2 protein-coding genes are annotated in these 1,844 nt (G+C 38.4%); both read right to left on the bottom strand.

The window, feature by feature from the left end; all coding sequences use genetic code 11:
• Positions 1 to 733: 733 nt before the first annotated feature.
• Complete coding sequence (gene erpA, locus DNK84_RS00210) at positions 734 to 1,078, bottom strand: iron-sulfur cluster insertion protein ErpA (protein WP_119342577.1); 345 nt, start codon at positions 1,076 to 1,078, stop codon at positions 734 to 736.
• A 40-nt stretch (positions 1,079 to 1,118) separates the two neighbouring features.
• Positions 1,119 to 1,844, bottom strand: a 726-nt coding sequence (locus DNK84_RS00205; RefSeq protein ID WP_119342576.1) for a KH domain-containing protein, incomplete at its 5' end; no start/stop codon positions are given.

The raw sequence follows: 1,844 nt of genomic DNA, 5'->3' as shown, positions 1-1,844 counted from the left end.
TAAACCGGACAAACAAAGCAAACCGAAGGAAACCAAAACAGAAGCACCTGTTTTTTCAAAAAATGGCTGATAGGTCCTATAGGGGAAGTGTGCCCTTTATGGAGCGGTTACTTTTAATACGGTAATCAATCAATATATAAAACTTACTTCCAGCTGGCGTTTTCTAGCTTATGCGCTAACACCAAGCATACTGTTATCAGGATTTATCGCCTTTATTAGCACAGTACCATTTTTGTACATAAATCAACTTAAGATGAGTTATTATGCCTTTGCCATCTATCAAGCAATACCTGGCGCAGCACTAGCAATGATTGGTTTCTTATCTGGGGCGATCAATCGTAAAATAGGGTCGGCTAATTGCATACTATTAAGCATTACGATTTGCACACTTGGCACAATGCTTTTATACACTAGCAGTATTTATATGCCAACATCTGCTAATTTTTACACTTTTTCTATGACCATCATATGTATTGGCTCTGCATTACAGTTCAGCATTGTTTTTTCACGATCACTAGAGATATTCCCAGAACTCCAAGGTGCTGCATCTTCTTTGATTACGCTATTTAGTCGCTCCTGAAGAAACCTTAAGTTGNNGATTTGGTGTTATTTACACCAAAAAACTATAAAAGGCAAGCACAAACCAATGACTTTTGTTTTCAAAAGCATAAAAAATCGCCATTAAAGAAACAGCAATAAGACCAAATAATGATAGAGCACTCATCAACAAAAATTAAACTGAAAAAGAAGATCCACAGCCACAAGTTGTCTTGGCATTAGGATTACGAATCACAAAATGTGCGCCTTCCAAATCTTCCTTGTAATCGATATCAGCACCAATAAGGTATTGGAAACTCATTGCATCTACCAGAAGGTAAACACCATGGTTTTCGATAACCATATCATCTTCTTTTTTCTCTTCGTCAAAAGAAAAGCCATACTGAAAACCTGAGCATCCACCACCTGTAATATAAACACGAAGCTTTAAGGCATCATTACCCTCTTCTTCGATAAGTTCTTTTACTTTTAATGCTGCAGCATCCGTAAAATTAATGGGTTGTGCTTGTTGGACTGCCATATTGACGCTCCTTTAGAAATATATCAGAATAAATTTAATATTAATTTTTTGCAGTTTGTAGTGGAGCCAGTTTTATCTTGCCCATTCTATCGATATTTTGCACCATCACTTGCAATATTTTACCTTCAGATAAGGTGTTTGGTTTAACACCAATCGCTTCAAGCTCAGCAAACGGCAGCAAACCATCTTTGCCTGGTAAAATATTAACAAAGGCACCAAAATCAAGGATTTTAACAACCTTACCTTCATACGTTTTACCTATCTCAGCGCTGGCAGTTAACGCCTCTACTTCTGCAATAGCTGCATTTAATGCTTCTTTGTTGTGGGCAAAAATCTTCACCTCACCATTATCAGAAGTATCGATTGATGCACCCGTTTTTTCGGTAATGCCTTTAACCGTTGCACCACCTTTTCCAATAATATCACGTATTTTAGAAGGCTCCACCTGGATCACCTCAACTTGCGGTGCGGTATCAGAAGTTTCTGCTTTATATTCAGAAATGACTTCGTTCATAATACCCAGGATATGCAATCGACCTTCTTTAGCTTGTGCCAGTGCTGCTTGCATAATTTCACGGGTAATACCTTTGATCTTGATATCCATCTGTAGTGCTGTGACACCATACTTCGTACCAGCAACCTTAAAGTCCATATCACCCAAATGATCTTCATCCCCCAGGATATCTGATAATACAGCGAATTTATCACCTTCTTTAATCAAGCCCATTGCAATACCAGCAACAGGTGCAGCCACTGGTACACCAGC

Source organism: Facilibium subflavum, assembly GCF_003574485.1.
Lineage (GTDB): Bacteria > Pseudomonadota > Gammaproteobacteria > Francisellales > Francisellaceae > Facilibium > Facilibium subflavum.
The sequence above is the reverse complement of the archived record's forward strand: the minus strand, read 5'-3'. Positions and strand labels throughout refer to the sequence as shown.

Excerpts from the sequence above, each read along its gene's own strand:
- erpA (WP_119342577.1), bottom strand. The coding sequence starts at position 1,078 with ATGGCAGTCCAACAAGCACAACCCATTAATTTTACGGATGCTGCAGCA.